The following is a 14,466-nucleotide window of genomic DNA, read 5'->3' on the forward strand; positions in this document are numbered from 1 at the left end:
GGAACGAAATCAGGATAAAGCGATGCTGTTTAAAGACGAAATACAAATGCTGAAACGAGTGCCATTCTTTTCGGAGATGGAACCGTCAAAGCTTAAACTTCTGGCTTTTGCATCGGATCGCGTATCCTACCACAGTGGTGATGTTCTATTCCGGCAGGGTGATGTGGGCGACGCCGCCTATGTGCTTCTGACCGGTAAAGTCGATGTGCTCATCGATTCTCCTGCCGGCCCCATCAAGCTGACGGAAATGACCGGGAACGCAATCGTTGGCGAAATCGCCATCCTCTGTGACAGCGTCAGAACGGCGACGGTACGGGCGTCGACCAATGTCGAAGCTCTGCGTATCGGCAAGGAACAGTTTTTCAAGCTGATGTCGGACTTCCCTGATATCACCATCAAGGTCATGCGCGTCCTTGCCGAGCGGCTTACGCAAACCACGGCGGAACTGAGCAAAGCGCGCACCATGGCGAAAACATAAGTGGCAATTCCTTGCTACCGTCACGCGCGATCTTGAAAAAACAGACGTCGCGCCATTGCAATATACATGAAATGCTGGATGAATAGTGAGACGTCTGCTGTGGGGCAGCAGACATAGGTAATGCGTTTACAACGGGCCTCCAGGGAGGAAAGCTTGCAAGGCTCCGTTGTGGTTTGGGGTGTATCATGGTGTTCGGTTCCGACGTAGCGGGTCGGGAAAATGATGAGAATTTTCGGATAAAGATCTGGGGAGCGCGAGGAACACTCCCCGTTTCAGGTGAGGATTTCCGGAAATATGGAGGCAATACGATCTGCATCGAGGTTCGATGCGGAAATCATGTGCTTTTGTTCGATGCAGGGTCCGGACTTCTGCCAGCCGGCCTCGCGCTGCGTGCAGAAGGCGTGACGGACGTCAACCTGTTCTTCTCACACTGCCATTACGACCACATTGTCGGCTTCCCCTATTTCAAGCCTTTCTACAACAGCGCCAATGATGTGAAGATCTGGTCCGGTCATCTGGCCGGCACGAAAACCACACGCGAAATGCTCAAGGAATTCATGAGCCCACCGTGGTTTCCCGTTCCGCTGGAAATCTGTTGCGCCAGAATTGCGACCCGGGACTTTCTCCCTGGCGATACCCTGGACGTGCGCCCTGGCCTCTCCATTCGCACCGGAATGCTCAATCATCCAGGCAATGCGGTTGGCTACCGTATCGATTGGGCAGGTAAATCGCTTGCGATCATAACGGACACCGAACATGAGCCGGGTACCTTTGACGAGACGGTGCTTGATCTCATCAAGGACGTCGACCTCTTCCTGTATGACGCCATGTTCACGGACGAAGAGATGGGCCTCTATAAAGGCTATGGCCATTCCTCATGGCAGCAGGCAATCCGCCTCGCCAAGCTTGCCAATGCAAAGAGCGTCGGGTTCATCCATCATTCGCCAACACGCAGCGACGAAGAACTCGATGACATCGAGAAACAGGCGAAAGAGCAGTTCGACAGTGCATTTGCGGCGATGGATCATCAGATCATCGAACTCTGACGGAAAATTTCGCTCCATCGACCTGGCCGTCTCCATCCTTCGGAACAATCCGTGATACGAACACGTACAAGTGACAATAAGTGTGTGTTCCCTTCCACGATGTTGCCGCAAGCCATTGCGCAATAACGCAGAACAACAGTTCGTCGCGATGACGGGTGCTTACGCAATGAATGATGGGGGAACCGCGAGATTGGAACAGGCAACGTCACACCGACAGACCGCATAAAGGGATTTCCATGATCCGCTTCGTGCCGGAAACCGCGCTCAGACATGCCCGGATAGGCTCTGGCCTTGTCATGTTCGCGTTTGTCTGCAGCCATCTTTCAAATCACGCTCTTGCGCTCGTATCACTGGAAACCGCAGAAAAAGGGCGCAAATGGTTCAGCCTGCTCTGGCTGAATCCAGCAAGCAGCATTCTGCTTTACGGCGCGCTTCTCGTTCATTTGGTGCTCGTCCTTCGCTCCATTTATCTGCGCCGGACCTTGCGGATGCCTCTGCGTGAAGCATTGCAGACTGGTCTTGGTTTGCTAATTCCCTTCCTCATCATCGGTCATGCCGTAAACATCCGTTTTTCCAGAATACTTTACGGCGTCGATCTCGGTTATCCAGACATCATTCGCAGACTGTGGGTCGAAAATCCCGGTGCTGGTGCATGGCAGAGTTTTGCGCTGCTGGTGATTTGGACACATGGCTGTATCGGCGTATTTTTCTGGCTGCGCTATCGGGACTGGTACCCAAGATTTTCAGGTTTCTTCCTGACCTTTGCTGTCATGCTCCCGATCCTCGCCCTCTTGGGTTTTGCTGATGCGGGGAGACTGCTTGAAGAGGAGAGCGCCAGGCTAAGCCTGCCGCCGGGGCTTGCCGAATACAGCCAGCATCCGGAATATCAACGCTCGCCAAGCCAGATGGAAAATCACATCAAATCCATCACGACAGGTGCACAGGCGCTCTTCGCATCAGCGGTTGCCGTTGTGATTGCAATGCGTGGCCTGCGCGCGTGGCGGCAGCGAACCGGCGCCATCGAAATCCGTTATGAGCATGGCGCGCAGGTGCGTGTACCTGCTGGACTGAGCATTCTGGAAGCAAGCCGGATTGGCGGTATTCCGCACTACTCCGTTTGCGGAGGAAAAGGACGTTGCTCGACCTGTCGGGTCAGAATTCTCGATAGCAAGGGGCCTTTGCCACCTGTTGGCGACATCGAAAAGAACACGTTACGGCGTATTCATGCCGATTCCGATGTGCGGCTTGGCTGTCAGTTGCGCCCGACCGACAATCTCAGTGTCGCGCTCCTCGTATCTCATAATCAGCAAAGCGATCTCCCACCCGATACGCAGACAACACGGCCAGGCCGGGAAGAGGAGATCGCGGTTCTGTTTTGCGACATCCGCAATTTCACCTCGCTATCGGAAGCGAAGCTCCCTTACGACGTCGTCTTTTTGCTGAACCGCTACTTCACGATCGTCGGGCAGGCTGTCGAACAGGCAGGCGGACGCCTGGATAAATTCATCGGCGATGGCGCCATGGCGCTTTTTGGTGTCGAGGGAAAAACCGAAGATGCCTGCCGCAATGCGATGAAAGCAGCCGCCACGATTTTACGGGAACTGTCGCTTCTGAACGAGGGATTGGAAAGACAGTTTTCCGTAAGGCTGGAAGTGGTCATCGGCATTCATTCAGGCCCGACCATTGTTGGCGTCATGGGCTATGGTTCAGCAAAAACCCTCACCGCCATTGGCGACACCGTCAATGTGGCAAGTCGGCTGGAATCGAAAGCCAAGGAGCTTGGTGTGGCAATTGTGGTCTCTGAACCGGCCATTATTCAGGCCGGTCAGGACATCGCCGATCTGCGCAACGAAAAGATCGCTATCCGTGGCAGAAACTCGCAACTGAAGGTCTTTCTCTTGTCAAAGGAAGAGAGCGAGCGGTTCCTGTAAAACCGCCGCACGTATCAGATCTTGCGGTAGAGAAAATAACGGTCGGTGGGCACGCTGTCCGGCACCGGAAGCGGTTCAAGGGCCGGATGCTCGAGTGGCAGGCCACTGATGGCGATGCCGCTCGCACCCAGCAGGCCAGCCGCAAGCTGGGGAAGCCAGGTCAAGGTTATCGCGTCTTTTTCCGGATATCCCGTACCAATATCGGCATGTACTAGCGCAGCCTCCGAGCCGATATAGGCGGGAGCGGTTTCCGATATCTCGCCAATCACCATGTCCTCCGCCACCGGAACGGACGAAGCATGCGCGCCCATCGCCCTGTCGAAAGCGATGATACGACGCTCCGGGAAAAGTTCGCGCAGGTGATTGAACGTCCGCCCATTGCCAAGACCAACCTCCATGATCGCCCCGTTGCGTGGCAATTCGAGGTCGTCACGCACGTGGTTGAGAATATCCCGCTGTGCGGTCAAACGGCGAATGAAACTGTCGAGTCTGCTCATGCGATATCCAATGGAACGAGAAATGGGAGGACGATCAGGCCTTGAGGATATGTTTTGCGGCGATGCCCCGTCTTGCAAAGACGTTTCGGGTATCGATGATCAGTGGCGACCACTCCACGAGCGTCGCATAGTCCACGTCGTCGTGATCGGTCGCGATAAGCACGGCATCGAAGGCACCGATGACTTCCTTGCGCCACGCGACCGACTGCATGCCCATCAAGGCGCTGTATTCGCGCGTTTTCGGGATTTCAGCCACGTAGGGATCGTAATAGAACGGTTCGCCGCCACGCTCATGGATCAGCTCGATCAGCTTCAGAGACGGGCTTTCGCGAATGTCAGGCACGTTCTTCTTGTAGGCCAGTCCAAGCACCAGCACTTTGGAACGGCTCAATGCCTTGCCGGCATGAATATCCAGCGCCTCCGCAACGCGACCGATCACATGCCGGGGCATGCCGGTGTTGATTTCGCCCGCCAGTTCGATGAAACGCGTCGGCAATTCATACTCACGCGATTTCCAGGTGAGGTAGAAAGGATCGATCGGAATACAGTGACCGCCGAGACCGGGGCCTGGATAAAAAGGCATATAACCGAAAGGTTTGGTCTTGGCCGCATCGATCACCTCCCAGATGTCGATGCCCATTGCCTCGTAGACGACCTTCAGTTCGTTGACGAGCGCGATGTTGACCGCTCGGAAAACGTTCTCGGTAATTTTCACCGCTTCAGCCGTCGCCGTCGTTGACACGGGAACGACTTTTTTCACGACCGCACCGTAGAATGCCGTCATCAGCGTTCCCGCTGCTTCACCATAGCCGGCAACGACCTTCGGGATCGTCGATGTTTCAAAATCCCGATTGCCGGGGTCCTCGCGTTCCGGCGAAAAACCTATGAAGAAGTCGACGCCGGCCATCAGCCCGGATGTCTCAAGTATGGTTTTCACCACTCCATCGGTCGTACCGGGATAAGTGGTTGATTCCAGCACGATAAGCTGCCCCACACGAAGATGTGCAGCGATGTCACGGCAGGTTTTTTCGACGTAGGAGAGATCCGGTTCACGATATTTCGTCAGTGGCGTCGGCACACAGATGGCGATCACATCGCAATCAGCCAATTTCGAAAAATCGGATGTTGCAACAAACCCATCGTCTCGGCGCACCTCTTCCAGAACATCGTCCGAGACCGCCTCAATGTAGCTTCGACCCGTGTCGATCGCGATGATTTTACTGGGGTCGATATCGAACCCGGTGACCTTGTAGCCCGCCTTGGCGATTGTCATCGCCAGCGGCAGGCCGACATAGCCAAGTCCGATCACGCCTGCTCTGGCGCGCTTGGTTTCAATGGTGGTGAGCAAATTCTGGAAGGAGACCGAGGAAGTCAAAGCGTGTTACGCTCCGCGCATTGCAAAAAGATGCCTTTCAGTTGGGCAAGAATGGACAAGCTGTCAAGGCTCGCGGCCCTCAAATTACGGTTGACGCAGTGACAGCGGCCGACGCAAAACCATGCAGATGAAAATCGCTTTTTATTCGCCGCTGAAATCTCCCAATCACCCTGTCCCTTCCGGAGACCGGTTGATGGCACGCCTTTTAATGAAAGCAATGGCGATGGGCGGCCATGAGGTTTGTGTCGTTTCGGAGCTGCGGAGCTTCAACAAGCACCCCGACGCCCTCAGTCGAGCGGAGATAAATGCTGCGGCAGAACGTGAAGTGGCACGGATTTCCGGTGTGTGGAAAAACGAAGGAAAACCCGATCTCTGGTTTTGCTATCATCCCTATTACAAGGCGCCCGATCTCTTGGGACCAACGCTTTGCAGGGAATTCGATGTTGCATACGTCACGGCCGAAGCCTCTTATGCTCCCAAGCGCAATGCGATGGGATGGCAGGACATACAGGATGGACTTCTGTCCGCATTGGCAGATGCTGCCGTCAACATCTGCTTTACCGCACGGGATCAGGACGGGCTCTTGCGGGCCTCACCGGCCGTTCACACAGCAATGTTACCTCCCTTCATCGAAACCGGGGCCTACCGTGAAAACGAGCCAACGCCCGTAAAGGGAAAACTGATTGCAGTCGCAATGATGCGAGCGGGCGACAAGCTCAACAGCTATCAAGCGCTTGCCAATGCGCTCGTGATGTTGCCAAACGATCTGGAATGGACGCTCGACATTGTCGGAGACGGACCCGAACGCGAACAGGTGCAGGCCATGTTCCGACCCGTCGACGCTCGGCGGCTCGTATGGCACCGCGAAAAATCCGCCACCGAAATCCCCACCCTTCTCTCCAAGGCATCGGTCTATGTCTGGCCGGGACATGGTGAGGCTTACGGGCTTGCCTATCTCGAGGCGCAAGCAGCAGGTCTTCCGGTTATCGCAGAGCAGACGGCCGGGGTGCCGGAGGTGGTAAAATCTGGAATGACCGGACGATTGACGCCCGCAGGCGATACGGGCGCCTACGCAAAAGCGATCGAGTCCCTGCTGACCGATGAGACAAGTCGTCGGATTTTGGCCGACGGCGCTCGCCGCTTTGTCATGGAGGAACGATCGCTGGAGAAAGCTGCCGAACGATTAAACGACATTCTTTCGCAAACGAAGGCGCAGAAACCATGAGTGTGGAAAAGCTTGTTGCTGCCCTGGACGCATGCGCGAAGCGTGGTGTCACAGCCGATCTCTGGCTGAGAGATGACGACGCGGTCGAACCGACGGCAAAACTCGATCGATTGCTCTGTCTCTCCGAAGACTTTTCGGTGCCAATGACCCTCGCCGTCATTCCGGTTGCCACGTCGGAGAAGTTGTCGACCTATCTCGATGGTGCACATCTTGCGACTGTTGCCGTCCATGGCTGGTCCCATACCAACTATGCGACGAAGGAAGAAAAGAAGCAGGAGTTGGGGCGCCATCGGGAAACGGCCGCCGTTGTCACGGAGCTACAATCCGGACTGCGAAAACTACGCGATCTGCATGGAGGACGTTTCACGCCGATGCTCGTCCCACCCTGGAACCGCATCGATGCCGGTGTCGTCAGCGGACTCCCGCAAATCGGCTATCGCGCCCTTTCCGTGTTTGGCCCGGAAAAGGCGACAGAACCGCCATCTCTGAATACCCATGTCGATGTCATGGACTGGCATGGCACGCGCGGCGGACGCGACCACGACACCCTGTTCGCGGAAACTGCCACTCGCATAACAACAACAATGGAAGATGGTGGGACGACAGGTATCCTCACCCATCATCTGGTGCACGACGAAAACGTCTGGCGATTTTTGACGATGCTCCTGGAAGTCACGACAGATCACCCGGCATGCCGCTGGCGTTCGTCCGCCAATCTTATCGAAACGCCTTCACCATGATTTCCAGGCAATCAGCAATCCTCCATCCTCGTCCTGAAGGCCGGCCCTGACAGCTTCTACCTCGTCAAACGGCGCACGATCGGCCATGGATGCAGCAACGAAATCTGCTGGTGCCAGGCTGATACTTCCTGCCCGGGCGATAATCGTGAAGATCAACGGTCCCGTCGCCCACCAGGCCGGAGCACGCGGCATATCCCTGACAATGCCTGGAAAGGCGTCGAGAAGCTTGCGAAAGGCAGGATGCCCGGCAGGTGCCGCAATAAATGAATTGGCCAGGAGAACGCTGCCTTTTCCGGTCTCGCGTGGTGTTTTTTCATCGAAAGCTATAAGCCCGATCATCGGTAAAACGGCATCGAAGCTCAAATCATCGCGCGCCGGATACCAGTCGCAATCGAGATAGATACCGCCGAAACGGTCCAGCAGCTTGTAGCGAGCAACATCGACGGCACCGGGATAGTCGCGTTTGTCCAACATAGTCTTGAAGGTCGCGTCGGCAAAAACACCTTCCCGCTCCAACCCGTCCTCGCGCCATAAAAAATATTCATAACCGTTCGCCCGCGCATGAGCCTCCCATGCGACGGTCGATACCGGTGGAGGTTTATCGCCGATCCATATTTGGTGGATAATTTTGGGGACCGGCTGCCGACTTTTTTCCGCGACGGTGCGACGCTCCTCCACTGAAAACTGCGCGTATTTTGCGAGCGTCGAAGGGGGCGGTACCAGCGTGTACTGATAGCCGATCTTGGCAATCCGGTCGCCCTCGGCCTTGGCAAGGCGCAGACGGGCAGCATGCAACCTTCGCGGAAGCCCAAGCACGGTCGGCTCACCCATCAGGTGCCCATCCTCAACCGCAACGAGTGAAGACAGGATCGCATGCGCCTCGGCATACTTGCCATTGCCCTGCAACTGTCGGGCCTTATCCAGCAATGTGTCGTAATATTTCTTGTCCGACATTTAACCCTGTCCCGAAACACTTATTCACATATCGCCAAACCGAAGCCGCCAGGCAAGTCGCCGATTTAAGAAGCCGGCTTCGAATTCGCAGCATATACAGGCGTTTCAAGGGCATAGACAGACACAAAGCCCTACGATAACGTGACGTTAGAGCCTTGGATGAACTTCGTCGCAAGGCAATACTCAAGAAGACGACAGGGAACCTTTTTGGCATGAGCGCAGGCGCGGATTTGCTCCGCATCGAAAACTTGCAGGTGTCGTTTTCTCTCATGGGAGGAACCATCAATGCGGTAAGGGGCGCCAGCCTCCGTATTCTGCCGGGCAAGGTAACGGCGCTCGTCGGCGAATCCGGTTCCGGCAAGTCCGTGATCGGCCAGACCATCATGGGTATCCAGGCCAAAACCGCACGCGTGACGGGTCGCGTCCTGTTTTCCGATCCGGCTCTTCCAGCGCAGGCGCCAGTCGATCTGCTACAACTGCCGAAAGACGGCAGGGAAATTCGCGCCATACGTGGTAACCGCATCGGCCTGATCTTTCAGGAACCGATGACATCGTTTTCAGCGCTGCACACAATCGGTAACCAGATCGATGAAGCGCTTAGAATTCACAGTGTCCTGACGCCAGCGCACCGTCTCGAAAAAATGCACGAGACGCTTGATCTCGTCGGCTTTTCCAATCCGGCCAAGATCTGCAACATGTATCCGTTCGAGCTTTCAGGGGGCATGCGTCAGCGCGCCATGATCGCGATGGCACTGATCTGCCGCCCTGCGCTATTGATCGCAGACGAACCGACGACGGCTCTGGATGTGACCATCCAGGCCCAGATCTTGAAATTGTTGCGCGATCTGCAGAGCCGACTGAACATGGGCATGCTACTCATCACCCATGATCTCGGTGTTGTCGCCAACATCGCCGACGAAGTTGCCGTCATTTACCAAGGCGAGATCATGGAGGCTGGTCCCGTCGACGACATCTTCAGGGCTCCCAGCCACCCCTATCTCAAGGGGTTGATGGCTGCCGTGCCGCATTTCGACATGAAACCCGGCCAGAGGCTGAAAGCACTTCGTGAAATCACGGTCGATCACGAAAGTCTGGTCGGCAAGAAGAAAGTCGCTCAGAGCGACAAAGCACCTGATACGATTCTGACGGTCGACAACATCAGCAAGACCTTCACGACGCGCAAATCCAGCTGGTTCCGCAGTGGCAAGGCTAACGCCACCAAGGCGGTCAGTAGCGTCAGTTTCGAGATTCGCCGGGGCGAATGTCTCGGCCTCGTTGGAGAAAGCGGCAGCGGCAAAACCACTGTCAGCAAGATTCTCATGCGCGCCGTCCGACCGGACGAAGGTTCGGTAACGTTTCACAGCCGAGATGGCGACATCGACGTCCTGAATGCACAGGACGACGACCTCAAGCAGTTGCGCTCCAAAATCCAGATGGTGTTCCAGGACCCAATTTCGTCTCTGTCGCCGCGCATGACAGTGGGAAATATCCTGAGTGAACCTCTGGAAATCCATCGTCGCGGCGATGCGAAATATCGTGCGGAGAAGGTGCGTAATCTTCTCAAGGCCATCGGCCTTGGCGAAAGTGCCCTTAATCGTTATCCGCACAGCTTTTCAGGTGGCCAGCGCCAACGCATTGGCATTGCAAGAGCTCTGACACTCGGCCCTGAGCTTCTCATCTGCGACGAGCCGGTTTCCGCCCTCGATGTGTCGGTGCAGGCGCAAATTCTCAATCTGCTGAAGGATTTGCAGCAGGATCTCGGTTTGACCTATCTCTTCATCTCCCACAATCTGGCGGTCGTCGACTACATGGCAGACCGCGTCGCCGTCATGTGTGAAGGACGCATCGTCGAGCTCGCGCCACGGGAAATCTTGATGCGGTCGCCGGTCCACCCCTACACTAAATCTCTGCTGGCTGCGGTTCCGTTCCCCGATCTGGACCGCCCTCTCGACTTTCGCACCATCGGCAAGATCAGCGCGACGGGCAAATTCGATTGGGGCAAGCAGTTCCGCGATGAGGGCGAAGGAACGATGATCTCCGCAGATCTGGGCGAAGGCCATTTCGTGCTCGCCAACGGCAGCGCCGATATCCGAGAGTTGCGACCTTGATTACCCGCCGCACAACACTTGGCCTGCTGGCCTCCGTTTTTCTGCCGTTCACGGCACGAGCAGCTTATGTCGACCCTGGCTTTTTCAAGGGAAAAAAGGATAAGGGCGAATTGCCGGATGTTTCCGAGCGTTTGCCGAAAAATCCCCGCATCATCAACATGAAAGAGCTTGGCCGTGAGCCGGGTAAACATGGCGGTTCAGCACGAATGCTGATCGGCGGGCAGCGAGACATCCGTCTGATGCCGATCAACAGTTACGCACGTCTTGTCGGCTATGACGAGAACTTCAATTTCCAGCCGGATATTCTTGAGAGCTACGACATTCAGGAAGAGCGGATCTTCACGTTGAAACTGCGAGACGGCCATAAATGGTCTGACGGCAGTGACTTCACGACGGAGGATTTTCGTTATTTCTGGGAGGATGTTGCCCTCAACCGTGAAATCCACAAGGGCGGCCCGCCGATCGAATTGCTTGTCTATGACAAGCCGCCGCTCATCGAAATCATTGATCGCCTGACCGTTCGTTACACCTGGGAAGGTCCTAACCCGGATTTCCTGGCAAAGCTTGCCGCCGCCTCCCCCGCGCGACTGTGTCTGCCGGCCGCCTACATGAAGCAATTCCACGTCAAATATCAGACGGCGGAAAATCTCGCGAAGCTCATCAAGAAAAACAAGACCGATGACTGGAGCGGATTGCACATCAAAATGTCGCGGCAGGTTCGTCCGGAAAACCCTGCATTGCCGACACTCGACGCATGGCGCAACATGACATCGCCACCGGCCGAACAATTCGTGTTTGAGCGAAACCCCTATTATCATCGTGTCGATGAAAATGGCCTGCAACTGCCCTATCTCGATCGTTTCCTTCTGAACGTGACGTCATCAGACATCATTTCGGCAAAAACGGCATCTGGAGACAGCGACATCCAGTTCCTTGGCCTCGATTTCACTGACTACACCTTTTTGAAGGATGCCGAAGAGCGCTTCCCCTTGAAGGTCAATCTCTACAAACGATCGCAGGGTTCACGCATAGCCTTGTTGCCGAACCTGACCTGTGGCGATGCGGTCTGGCGAGAGGCGTTCCGCGATGTCCGCGTGCGCCGCGCCTTGTCGCTGGCGATCAATCGGCACGAAATCAACATGGTGTGCTTTTACGGCCTGGCGACCGAGAGCGCCGATACCGTGCTGCCTGAAAGTCCGCTCTATCGCCCGGAATTCGCCAAAGCCTGGAGCGAATTCGATCCCGCGCACGCCAACCGTCTCCTGGATGAAGCGGGCCTCGACAAACGCGACAGCAAGGGCATGCGGCTCCTTCGAGACGGTCGTCCAGCCCACATCATCGCTGAAACCGCCGGTGAAAGCACCCTCGAGACCGATGTGATGGAACTCGTCACCGATCACTGGCGGCACGTCGGCATCTCGCTTTCGGTGCGCCCGACCCAGCGCGACGTTTTCCGTAAACGTGCCATGGGTGGCGAGGTCATGATGTCCGTCTGGATGGGCATGGACAACGGGGTGCCAAACGCCGACATGTTGCCCTCTGGCCTTGCGCCGACGGGCGACGACCAGTTGCAATGGCCCGTCTGGGGCGTGCATTATCTGTCCGGTGGACGAGAAGGCACGGCCCCCGATCTGCCTGAGGCCGCGCAGTTGCTGGCAATGTTGAAGGAGTGGCGACGCACGGTCTCCGACGAGGACCGCAAGCGTATCTGGCTTGAGATGCTGGAACTCTATTCACAGCAGGTTTTCTCGATCGGCCTCGTCAACGGAGCGCTCCAACCGGTCGTTCACGTCACGCGCATGCGCAATGTGCCGGAGAAAGCCCTGTTCGGTTACGAGCCAACGTCCTATCTCGGCGTCTATATGCCGGATGCCTTCTGGTACGACGGAGACGCTTGATATGTTGCGGTACATTCTCAAGCGCATCCTCGTGATGATCCCCACCCTGATCCTGATTTCGATGTTGGTCTTCACCATCATCGAGTTGCCTCCAGGGGATTATTTCGAAAGTTATGTCGCCGAAATGCGCGCCATGGGCGAGACGGCCAACATGGCGGAAATCGAGGAACTGCGTGTCCGTTACGGTTTCGACCAACCTGCGCCGATTCGTTATCTGCGATGGGTCAGCGGCATGCTGGTCGGCGATTTCGGCTATTCTTTCGAATATCAGCTTCCGGTCAACGAAGTCGTGGGCGACCGCCTGTGGCTGACGGTTCTGGTGTCCTTTGTCACCATTATCGTTACATGGCTGATCGCGTTCCCGATCGGCATCTACTCCGCTACCCACAAATATAGCTGGGGTGATTACGGGCTGACGTTTTTGGGGTTGCTGGGCATCGCCATTCCCAACTTCATGCTGGCGCTGATCCTGATGTATTTCGCCAACATATGGTTCGGCATCTCCATCGGCCATCTGATGGATCGTGAATATCTCAATCAGGCGATGAGCTGGGCCAAGTTCAAATCAATCCTTGAACATCTGTGGATTCCCGTCCTGATCATTGGAACGGCGGGAACGGCCGGCATGATCCGGCGCCTGCGCGCCAATCTGCTGGACGAGTTGCAGAAACAATATGTCGTCACCGCACGCGCCAAGGGGCTTCACCCTTTCAAGGTATTGATCAAGTATCCGCTCCGCATGGCTTTGAACTTCTTCATCTCAGACATCGGCTCGATCCTGCCGGCCATTATCTCCGGTGCGGAAATCACCGCCGTCGTTTTGTCGCTGGAAACCACCGGTCCGATGCTCATCAGAGCGTTGCAGAGCCAGGATATGTATCTTGCCGGCTCGTTCCTGATGTTCCTGGCTTTCCTGACGGTGATCGGCGTTCTTGTCTCCGACATCGCGCTTGCCATACTTGACCCGAGAATCCGCTTCGGAGGCGATAACGTCAAATGACTTCACCCGCCCCGACTCCCATTCCCAAGCCCGGCGAACCGCTTCCGCACTATGTGTCGGCAGCGCCATTTGATCCCTATAGTGTCGAGCCTGCGACGTCGGGGCTGGCGGCCTTCGGAAAGGCATCGCAGTTTCGCCTGATGTGGTGGCAGTTCCGCCAGCACAAGATCGCCGTATGGTCCGGCGCGTTTCTGGCTGTCCTTTATCTCTCGATCCTGATCTGCGAGTTTCTGGCACCCTATAACCTGCACTCGCGCAACATCGACCATATCTACGCCCCGCCACAGCGCGTCCATTTCTTCAATGACGGCAAGTTTGTTGGACCGTTCGTCTACGGTCGGGAGATGACGCTCGACATGGAAAACCTGCGGCGCGTCTATCGGGACGTCCCGACCGATGTTCAGCCGCTGCGGTTCTTCTGCCAGGGCGATACCTATCGCTTCTGGGGATTGTTCGATGGCAACAGACACCTCGTCTGCCCGGCAGAAGGCGGCGAAATGTTCCTGCTCGGCACCGACAGGCTTGGTCGTGACGTCCTTTCGCGCATCATCTATGGCGCACGTATTTCGCTGACCATCGGCCTTTTGGGCGTCGCCATGAGCTTCGTTCTCGGGATTGTGATCGGTGGATTGGCCGGATATCGCGGCGGTACGTTCGATCTCATCGTGCAACGCCTTATCGAAGTGCTGCAGTCGATCCCCAGCATACCGCTCTGGCTGGCATTGGCGGCGATCATGCCCGTCACCTGGAGCCCGATTCTCGTCTATCTCGGCATTACCATCATCCTCGGCATGCTGGACTGGACCGGGCTGGCACGCGCGGTGCGCTCGAAATTGCTGGCGCTTCGCGAAGAAGACTATGTTTTAGCAGCACAATTGATGGGTGCGGGAACGACGCGCATCATTGGGCGACACCTGATACCAGGCTTCATGTCGCACCTCATCGCATCGGCCACGCTGACGATACCGGGCATGATTCTTGGCGAAACCGCACTCAGCTTCCTTGGCCTGGGCCTGCGCCCGCCGATCACAAGTTGGGGAATTCTGCTCACGGAGGCGCGCAGCGTCAGCGTGATTGCGCTATATCCGTGGCTTCTCATTCCGACGATCCCGGTCGTTCTCGTCATTCTGGCCTTTAATTTCTTCGGTGACGGACTACGTGATGCCGCGGACCCTTTCAGATAAAATGGAACACGCCTTGATAGACTGCCCTTC

12 protein-coding genes are annotated in these 14,466 nt (G+C 56.2%); 9 read left to right on the forward strand and 3 right to left on the reverse strand.

Translation table 11 applies throughout. The features are described 5' to 3' along the window. The first annotated feature begins 22 nt into the window (after window positions 1-22). From ACIQT8_RS18555 to ACIQT8_RS18565, 3 genes are all read left to right on the forward strand, one after another. Complete coding sequence (locus ACIQT8_RS18555) at window positions 23-478, forward strand: cyclic nucleotide-binding domain-containing protein (RefSeq protein WP_138795355.1); 456 nt, start codon at window positions 23-25, stop codon at window positions 476-478. 185 nt (window positions 479-663) lie between these two features. Next, complete coding sequence (locus tag ACIQT8_RS18560; protein ID WP_400968179.1) at window positions 664-1,524, forward strand: MBL fold metallo-hydrolase; 861 nt, start codon at window positions 664-666, stop codon at window positions 1,522-1,524. 236 nt (window positions 1,525-1,760) lie between these two features. Then, entirely contained in the window at window positions 1,761-3,455 is a 1,695-nt protein-coding gene (locus tag ACIQT8_RS18565) for an adenylate/guanylate cyclase domain-containing protein (protein WP_262523354.1), read from the forward strand. Window positions 3,456-3,469: 14 nt separating this feature from the next. Here the strand turns inward: ACIQT8_RS18565 and ACIQT8_RS18570 are convergent, their stop codons facing one another. Together ACIQT8_RS18570 and ACIQT8_RS18575 are read right to left on the reverse strand one after the other, a co-directional pair. After that, window positions 3,470-3,952: a class I SAM-dependent methyltransferase gene (locus tag ACIQT8_RS18570; protein ID WP_400968183.1), complete on the reverse strand. Its 483-nt coding sequence runs from the start codon at window positions 3,950-3,952 to the stop codon at window positions 3,470-3,472. A gap of 34 nt (window positions 3,953-3,986) precedes the next feature. Further along, the gene (locus ACIQT8_RS18575) at window positions 3,987-5,327 is read right to left on the reverse strand and encodes a nucleotide sugar dehydrogenase (protein ID WP_400968186.1); all 1,341 of its coding nucleotides are present in this window, start codon (window positions 5,325-5,327) and stop codon (window positions 3,987-3,989) included. Window positions 5,328-5,454: 127 nt separating this feature from the next. On the opposite strand from ACIQT8_RS18575, the gene ACIQT8_RS18580 reads away from it, so the two are divergent. Both ACIQT8_RS18580 and ACIQT8_RS18585 read left to right on the forward strand, forming a co-directional pair. Next, the gene (locus tag ACIQT8_RS18580) at window positions 5,455-6,552 is read left to right on the forward strand and encodes a glycosyltransferase family 4 protein (protein ID WP_400968189.1); all 1,098 of its coding nucleotides are present in this window, start codon (window positions 5,455-5,457) and stop codon (window positions 6,550-6,552) included. Further along, the gene (locus ACIQT8_RS18585; protein WP_400968192.1) at window positions 6,549-7,292 is read left to right on the forward strand and encodes a polysaccharide deacetylase family protein; all 744 of its coding nucleotides are present in this window, start codon (window positions 6,549-6,551) and stop codon (window positions 7,290-7,292) included. Before ACIQT8_RS18580 ends, ACIQT8_RS18585 begins: the two co-directional genes overlap by 4 nt. Here the strand turns inward: ACIQT8_RS18585 and ACIQT8_RS18590 are convergent. Continuing rightward, entirely contained in the window at window positions 7,284-8,246 is a 963-nt protein-coding gene (locus ACIQT8_RS18590) for a glycosyltransferase family 32 protein (protein ID WP_400968195.1), read from the reverse strand. The genes ACIQT8_RS18585 and ACIQT8_RS18590 overlap by 9 nt on opposite strands. A gap of 212 nt (window positions 8,247-8,458) precedes the next feature. On the opposite strand from ACIQT8_RS18590, the gene ACIQT8_RS18595 reads away from it, so the two are divergent. Genes ACIQT8_RS18595 through ACIQT8_RS18610 form a run of 4 tightly spaced genes read left to right on the forward strand, consistent with a single transcriptional unit; the run spans window position 8,459 to window position 14,436 of the window. After that, entirely contained in the window at window positions 8,459-10,354 is a 1,896-nt protein-coding gene (locus tag ACIQT8_RS18595) for an ABC transporter ATP-binding protein (protein WP_400968198.1), read from the forward strand. Continuing rightward, window positions 10,351-12,252 (forward strand): ABC transporter substrate-binding protein, encoded by a 1,902-nt coding sequence (locus ACIQT8_RS18600; protein ID WP_400968201.1) that lies wholly within the window; start codon window positions 10,351-10,353, stop codon window positions 12,250-12,252. The genes ACIQT8_RS18595 and ACIQT8_RS18600 overlap by 4 nt, the downstream gene beginning before the upstream one ends. 1 nt (window position 12,253) lies before the next feature. Further along, window positions 12,254-13,252 (forward strand): ABC transporter permease, encoded by a 999-nt coding sequence (locus ACIQT8_RS18605; protein ID WP_138795346.1) that lies wholly within the window; start codon window positions 12,254-12,256, stop codon window positions 13,250-13,252. Continuing rightward, a complete protein-coding gene (locus tag ACIQT8_RS18610; protein WP_138795345.1) occupies window positions 13,249-14,436 on the forward strand; it encodes an ABC transporter permease in 1,188 nt (395 codons plus the stop codon). Before ACIQT8_RS18605 ends, ACIQT8_RS18610 begins: the two co-directional genes overlap by 4 nt. The last annotated feature ends 30 nt before the right edge of the window (window positions 14,437-14,466 follow it).

The sequence above is a fragment of the Agrobacterium sp. NPDC090273 genome, assembly GCF_044772305.1.
GTDB lineage: Bacteria > Pseudomonadota > Alphaproteobacteria > Rhizobiales > Rhizobiaceae > Agrobacterium.